6 protein-coding genes are annotated in these 7301 nt (G+C 37.2%); 4 read left to right on the forward strand and 2 right to left on the reverse strand.

Annotated elements, in window-relative coordinates; genetic code table 11:
• Both LDB17_RS09380 and LDB17_RS09385 read left to right on the forward strand, forming a co-directional pair.
• Window positions 1–1267 (forward strand): Do family serine endopeptidase (locus LDB17_RS09380; RefSeq protein ID WP_393925007.1); only part of this gene is annotated, 1267 nt, incomplete at its 5' end.
• A gap of 226 nt (window positions 1268–1493) precedes the next feature.
• Entirely contained in the window at window positions 1494–2354 is an 861-nt protein-coding gene (locus LDB17_RS09385; RefSeq protein WP_006843542.1) for an RNA polymerase sigma factor RpoD/SigA, read from the forward strand.
• A 94-nt stretch (window positions 2355–2448) separates the two neighbouring features.
• On the opposite strand, the gene rbr is transcribed toward LDB17_RS09385, so the two are convergent.
• On the reverse strand, window positions 2449–3027 hold the full coding sequence (gene rbr / locus LDB17_RS09390) for a rubrerythrin (protein WP_006843541.1): 579 nt from the start codon (window positions 3025–3027) through the stop codon (window positions 2449–2451).
• Window positions 3028–3265: 238 nt separating this feature from the next.
• On the opposite strand from rbr, the gene LDB17_RS09395 reads away from it, so the two are divergent.
• A complete protein-coding gene (locus LDB17_RS09395; protein WP_252638678.1) occupies window positions 3266–4966 on the forward strand; it encodes a SulP family inorganic anion transporter in 1701 nt (566 codons plus the stop codon).
• Between the two features lie 106 nt (window positions 4967–5072).
• Entirely contained in the window at window positions 5073–6758 is a 1686-nt protein-coding gene (locus LDB17_RS09400; protein ID WP_252638679.1) for a B12-binding domain-containing radical SAM protein, read from the forward strand.
• Window positions 6759–6910: 152 nt separating this feature from the next.
• Here the strand turns inward: LDB17_RS09400 and LDB17_RS09405 are convergent.
• Window positions 6911–7301: SAM-dependent methyltransferase (locus LDB17_RS09405; protein WP_393925008.1), on the reverse strand; the 391-nt coding region annotated here is incomplete at its 5' end.

The following is a 7301-nucleotide window of genomic DNA, read 5'->3' on the forward strand; positions in this document are numbered from 1 at the left end:
AGTAAAATCTCAGGCTCCTGTACAAGGACGTCAAAGAGCAATTGATCCATTCGAATATTTCTTCGGATTTGGGGATAGAGGACAGGATTTTGGTACTCCCCAACCTAGTGTAGGCTTTGGCTCGGGTGTTATTATCTCAAAAGATGGTTATATTGTTACTAACAATCACGTGATTGACAAGGCAAATGAGATAGAGGTTACATTGAACGACAATAGGAAGTTTACAGCTAAGCTAATAGGTACAGATCCGCAGACAGATATTGCCTTGCTGAAAATAGAAGGGAATGATTTTCCATATATACCATTTGGTAATTCAGATAACTTGAAAGTAGGAGAATGGGTGTTGGCAGTAGGGAATCCTTTCAACCTGACATCTACAGTAACCGCCGGAATTGTAAGCGCTAAAGGTCGTGGAGGTATCGGTGCAAATAGTGGAGATATCCAATCGTTTATACAGACAGATGCTGCTATTAATAGAGGAAACAGTGGTGGTGCACTTGTGAATACAAACGGAGAACTAGTCGGTATCAATACGGCCATTTATTCACAAACAGGTGACTTCGCTGGATATGGTTTTGCTGTTCCTATCTCTATTGCAGGAAAAGTTGTAGCAGATATAAAAGAATACGGTACTGTGCAACGTGCAGTGTTGGGTGTTATGATTCAGGATATTTCTGTAGCGAAGGAAGCTAATCCGGACAAAACTAAAGGCCTTAAAGCAAATGAAGGTGCTTATGTTGGTGGATTTGCTGAAATGAGCCCGGCTAAACAAGCAGGATTGGAAGAAGGTGATGTGATTACAGCTATCAATGGCGTGAAGGTTAAGGGAGTGAGTGAACTTCAAGATCAGGTAAACAGGTTCCGTCCGGGAGATAAGGTAAAAGTAGATATAATCCGAGGAAGCTCTACTAAGACTTATGATGTTACACTTAAAAATAGTTCGGGCAATACATCTGTAGTCAAAAAAGGCGACGGTATAGCTGCTGTAGGTGCTGCCTTCAAAGAGCTATCGGCTGACAAGAAGAAAGACTTAGGCGTAAGCTATGGTGTTGAAGTAGCAGGTGTAGACAATGGTGGTAAATTCTACAAAGAAGGAATAAGCAAAGGTTTTATTATTCAGAAGATAAATAATCAACCTGTATCATCTCCAAGTCAGGTAGAAAACATTATCACATCAACAGCAGGCAGTCAGGATAAAGTATTGTTTATATCCGGAATAACCCCATCCGGTGCAAGGAAATATTATGCGGTAGATCTTAGCGAATAAGTATCATATTCGTATTAAAATATAAATAACGCTTAAGTTCAAAACAATAATGTTACTTAAGCGTTATTTATATGTATAAACTTTATGAAGTACAAAATAATATTCTTTTTAATAAGTACTATTTAAGCCATTCAACAATAAAACCAGACTGTTGATGGTGACTATCTAGTATTTTTTTACTATATTTGCAAACATTTTTGGGGTATTTTATTATACATATCTGTATATGAGGCAGTTAAAGATTACAAAGTCAATTACTAATCGCGAGAGCGCGTCATTAGACAAGTATTTACAAGAAATTGGACGTGAAGATCTAATTACGGTCGAGGAAGAAGTAGAGTTAGCGCAGGCTATTAAAAAAGGTGACCGAGCAGCACTCGAAAAACTTACAAGAGCCAATCTTAGATTTGTGGTATCTGTTGCAAAACAATATCAGAATCAGGGATTAAGCTTGCCCGACTTAATTAATGAGGGAAATTTGGGACTAATCAAAGCTGCGGAAAAATTCGACGAAACCAGAGGGTTTAAATTTATCAGTTATGCGGTATGGTGGATTCGCCAATCTATATTGCAAGCTTTAGCGGAACAATCGCGTATCGTACGCCTTCCGCTCAATCAGGTAGGCTCGCTGAATAAGATCAGCAAGGCATTTTCTAAGTTTGAGCAGGAAAACGAACGCAAGCCATCGGCAGAAGAGCTAGCAGAGCAATTAGATATACCGGTTGATAAAATCGCCGACTCGCTAAAAGTTTCAGGACGACATATTTCGATGGATGCTCCTTTCGTTGAAGGAGAAGACAACAGTCTGTTAGACGTACTTGTAAATGATGACGCCCCAATTGCAGACCGTAAGTTGATAAACGAATCGCTCCAGCAGGAGATCGAACGTGCATTATCAACATTGACAGAAAGGGAAAGTGAGATTATCAAAATGTTCTTCGGTATTGGGTATCAAGAAATGACCCTTGAAGAAATTGGAGATAAGTTTCAATTGACACGTGAGCGTGTACGTCAAATTAAGGAGAAAGCAATTAAGCGTTTAAGACAAAATTCGAGAAGCAAATTATTGAAAAGTTACCTGGGCTAAAAATAAATAGTCGGGTATTAAAAATTATAAAGGGAACTAGTAAAACTAATTCCCTTTTTTCTTTTTTTTTGCGAAATCTAATTAAAATTTCTGTTTAGAAATTCCATTTAAGTGGCTCGAAATAAGCCTGTGGGTGAAGGCAAGCAGGACATGTCTTGGGTGCCACCTTGCTTTTGATTACAAATCCACAGTTGCGGCATTGCCAGTCGATAGCTTCTTCGCGAGAGAAAACGCCATTGCTTTGTACACGAGCCAATAGCGCTTTGTAACGGTCTTCGTGCATGTTCTCTACTTTTGCTATCATTCGGTACATTACTGCAATTTCTTTGAATCCCTCTTTCTCTGCTATTTCAGCAAATGCAGGGTAATCAATAGCCCATTCTTCATGTTCTCCGGCTGCTGCTTCAATTAAATTTTCTTCGGTAGTACCAACTTTTCCGGCAGGATACATGGCTGTTATTTCAACCATACCGCCTTCTAGAAATTTAAACATACGTTTTGCATGTTCTTTTTCCTGATCTGCTGTTTCGAGGAATATTGCTGCTATTTGCTCATATCCCTCTTTTTTCGCAGTGCTTGCAAACATTGTGTAACGCATTCTTGCCTGTGATTCTCCGGCAAAAGATTTGAGTAGGCATTTTTCTGTTTCTGTGCCTTTAATACTTTTTTCCATAACTTTGATGATAGTTTTTAAAAAATGATTTTTACAAATTTAATATTTAAAATCCTTTTCTAAGAAAGAATTCAAATGATTTTATACCTTTGTGCCCTGAAAATTGAACATCAGGACTTGCTATTGCATCGTTGGAAGAAATTATATAAGTGCTTCTAAATATTGTAATTCAGAATGTTATATTTTTTATGTATTTTATAGCAAATAATAAATCACATTAATCCATTCCTCGTTTGTTATGAAAAAAGATTTCCTAAAAGACTTTACTCCTCAGCTATTTATTTCCTTAAGAACATACAATAAAGAAAAATTCATAAACGACCTGATGTCTGGCCTTATAGTCGGCATTGTTGCCCTGCCTCTTGCTTTGGCTTTTGGTATAGCATCGGGTGTTACTCCCGAAAAGGGTATTATAACCGCCATTATTGCCGGATTTATTATATCGTTCATGGGTGGAAGTCGGGTACAGATTGGGGGACCAACAGGAGCTTTTATCGTTATTGTATATGGAGTTGTTCAAACCCATGGCATCAAGGGACTTATTATTGCAACTATTATCTCGGGTGTTATACTCGTCCTTTTAGGTGTGTTTAAGCTAGGGAAGATTATAAAATTTATACCATATCCTATTATTGTAGGTTTTACAAGCGGTATCGCCGTTACTATATTTACAACCCAGATAGCAGATGTTTTCGGATTGAACTTTGGCGGTGAAAAACTACCCGGAGATTTTATCGGAAAATGGATAATGTATTTTAAATATTTTGGAACGATCAACTGGTGGAATACACTTATAAGCATAGCCAGTATATTTATAATTGTAATGACTCCCCGCATTGTGAAAAAGGTTCCGGGGTCGCTCGTCGCAATTTTAATAATAACAGTAGTTGTATATCTATTAAAAACGTATGTCGGCATAGAAGTGATAGATACTATTGGGGATCGCTTCAGGATAAAGGCCGAAATTCCCGATGCCGAAATTCCGGTGATTAATATGGCTGCAATTATAGATTTGTTACCTGTTGCTATCACTATCGCAATGCTTGGGGCTATAGAATCTCTTTTGTCGGCGACGGTTGCAGATGGTGTGATCGGAGGCGAGAAGCATAATTCAAACACTGAGCTTATAGCGCAGGGAGTGGCGAATATTGTGACACCTTTGTTTGGTGGTATACCTGCAACAGGAGCTATAGCTCGTACGATGACCAATATTAACAACGGAGGACGTACTCCTATCGCCGGAATCATACATGCAGTGGTATTGTTGCTTATTTTACTTCTGTTTATGCCCTTGGCTCAATACATTCCTATGGCTTGTCTTGCCGGAATACTTGTTATTGTATCATACAATATGAGTGAGTGGCGTACATTCAAATCTCTTTTGAGAAATCAGAAATCGGATATTGCCGTATTGTTGATTACATTTTTCCTGACGGTAATATTTGACCTGACGGTAGCTATAGAGGTTGGACTACTATTAGCTGTTGTATTATTCTTGAAGCGAATAAATGAGGTTTCACAAGTGTCTGTTATAAAAGATCAACTAGACCTGACCGATGAAAGTGAATTTACGCAAAATGAAGAGATACTATCATTGCCCGAGGGCGTTGAAGTATATGAAATAGATGGGCCGTTTTTCTTTGGTATAGCTAACAAGTTTGATGAAAGCATGCGTGAGATTGGAGAAAGCTCCAAGATAAGAATTATTCGGATGCGTTTGGTCCCATTTATTGATTCTACCGGATTGCACAACTTGACCGGTTTATGCAGTAAATCGATGAAGGACGGAATACAAGTTGTACTGTCTGGAGTAAGGCCCGAGGTGCATGCTATGATAGAGAAGTCGGAAATTCCCAATATGATAGGAGAAATAAATATTTGTGATAACATAAACATTGCTATTGAAAGAGCAAAACAGATTCTCGAAAATGAAGATTAGAGCTTGCAAGACTCAATCGATCATCAGAGGGTAAGGTATATTGTTTAATTGATTAAGTTGCACACGATGTATAAATGTATTATGAGTTAATCATAGTATCTACATAATGAAAGTATTACTAACCACGCTCAATGCTAAATATATACATACTTCGCTTGCTCTGCGATGGCTGTATGTAGCCAACAAAGATAAATTCGATATCTCGTTTAAGGAATATGTAATAAAAGAAGACGTAAATACAATTGTAGACGATCTTTTATTACAAAAGCCAGATGTTGTTGGTATCAGTGTATATATATGGAACGTGGAAAAGGTGAAACTTTTGATTGATTTAATCAAAGAAAGAAGTCCACAAACCATTATAATTATAGGAGGCCCCGAGGTTACTTATGAGCCTGATTATTTTATTGAAAATTGGGATGTCGATTACCTGATTAGCGGAGAAGGTGAATTTGTACTAGGTGAATTGCTTACGGCTATAAGCACTAATCGTGAACCCGTTATAGATGGCATATCGAAGAAAGGTTCGGTAAGTAGGATTGTCGCTAAAGCTGATTTAGAGAAACTGGCTTCTTTGCCCTCTCCATACCAACTGGAAGAAGATAAGGAAAATATGAAAAACAGATTGCTGTATTTCGAAACATCTCGAGGCTGTCCTTATCAGTGTCAATACTGCTTGTCTTCACTCGAAAAGGGAGTCCGTTATTTCCCTCGGCATCATATTGTTGAAAATCTTTCTTATTTTATCGGGAGTAATGCCAAACAAATCAAGTTTCTTGATCGTACCTTCAACCTAAATAAGGAACATACCCGATTTGTATTTGATTTTTTGATTGATCATTACCGTCCGGGATTAAGCTGTCAGTTTGAAATATATGCAGACCTGCTCACTGACGAATCAATAAATTACTTGAATAAAAATTTACCGCAAAACTATTTCAGATTCGAAATTGGTATCCAATCTACCTACGAACCTACGAATATTGCAGTAAGGCGTAAGCAGAATTTTGAATTACTGGCAGGAAATATACAAAAACTGATGAATGGCGGTAAAATTGATTTGCATCTTGACCTCATTGCCGGATTACCTTACGAGACTTATGAGCGATTTGTAAAGTCGTTTAATGATGTATTTCGCCTGAAGGCAAAAGAACTTCAACTAGGCTTTCTAAAGATGCTGAGAGGTACATCGCTTAGACGTAACGCCGATAAATATGGATACAAATACAGCCTTCTAGCTCCATACGAAATAGAATCGAATAATGATATTAGCCACGAAGAACTCGAACGTATACATGATGCCGAGCATGCCCTCGAAAAATATTGGAATAGCGGAAAGTTTAGCCGTACCATGCAGGTGTTGACTGACACGTATTATAAAGATCGTTACTTCGAGCTATTTGATGAAATAGGGCAGTATTATAATTTACATAATCTTCCGCATCATGGTTATCGGTTAGAAGATATTTTTTTGTTTTTGCACAACTTCTTATTATCACGAGGTATTGATTTGTTTACAGAACTAAGAACAGACTATTATTGTAACTTTAAGATACGCCCACATGGATTTTGGGACGATAAAATAGAAAAAAGAGAAAGAAAGCAACTGTTGTATCAAATAGGGAATGACAAACCATTTTTACAAAAATACGGATTGAATCGTAAAATCATAGAAAAGCAAACCGCTATTGATATTGTAGAAAATCGTGATAAAGAATATTTATTGACAGTTTTTCTTCAAAAAAATAATAGTGTAGAGCACTTGTTTCTTTCCTATATTTTTAAAGAATAATATTATCTTATTAATAGATATTGTTCTTTGACATAATTATCTTTTTAGTAAGAAAAGTGACATTTAAAAAACTATGAAAAAGTGTCACTTTTGTCACCTTTTGTCTGCAATCTACTGTTTGTCAGCTTTATGAAAAAGTGGCAGGTGTTACCTTATTTATATAAAAGGAAGATACATAGTTGTTTTGCCATATCGGGTAATTGCTTTGCCCATTGTTTTACTGAGAGAGTTCTGATATACTCATTTTCACAAGTGATATTCATCGCAATGCACAGCTTTGTGGAAGGCGTACAATGCTTGATGATATCCTCGGCCAGCTTTTGTTTACGATAGGGGGTTTCTATAAATATCTGTGTCTGATGTTCATGGTGTATTAGATTTTCAAGTTGTTTGATTTTCTTGATACGTTCCGACCCATCAATAGGCAAATAACCGTGAAAAGCAAATCCTTGTCCGTTAAACCCCGATGCCATAAGCGAAAGAAGAATGGAAGAAGGCCCTACCAAAGGTACTACTTTATAATTCTTTTTCTGGGCAATAGCT

Source organism: Dysgonomonas sp. Shenzhen-Wh21 (assembly GCF_043392705.1).
Lineage (GTDB): Bacteria > Bacteroidota > Bacteroidia > Bacteroidales > Dysgonomonadaceae > Dysgonomonas.

Excerpts from the sequence above, each read along its gene's own strand:
- LDB17_RS09385 (WP_006843542.1), top strand. The coding sequence starts at position 1,494 with ATGAGGCAGTTAAAGATTACAAAGTCAATTACTAATCGCGAGAGCGCG.
- rbr (WP_006843541.1), bottom strand. The coding sequence starts at position 3,027 with ATGGAAAAAAGTATTAAAGGCACAGAAACAGAAAAATGCCTACTCAAA.
- LDB17_RS09395 (WP_252638678.1), top strand. The coding sequence starts at position 3,266 with ATGAAAAAAGATTTCCTAAAAGACTTTACTCCTCAGCTATTTATTTCC.
- LDB17_RS09400 (WP_252638679.1), top strand. The coding sequence starts at position 5,073 with ATGAAAGTATTACTAACCACGCTCAATGCTAAATATATACATACTTCG.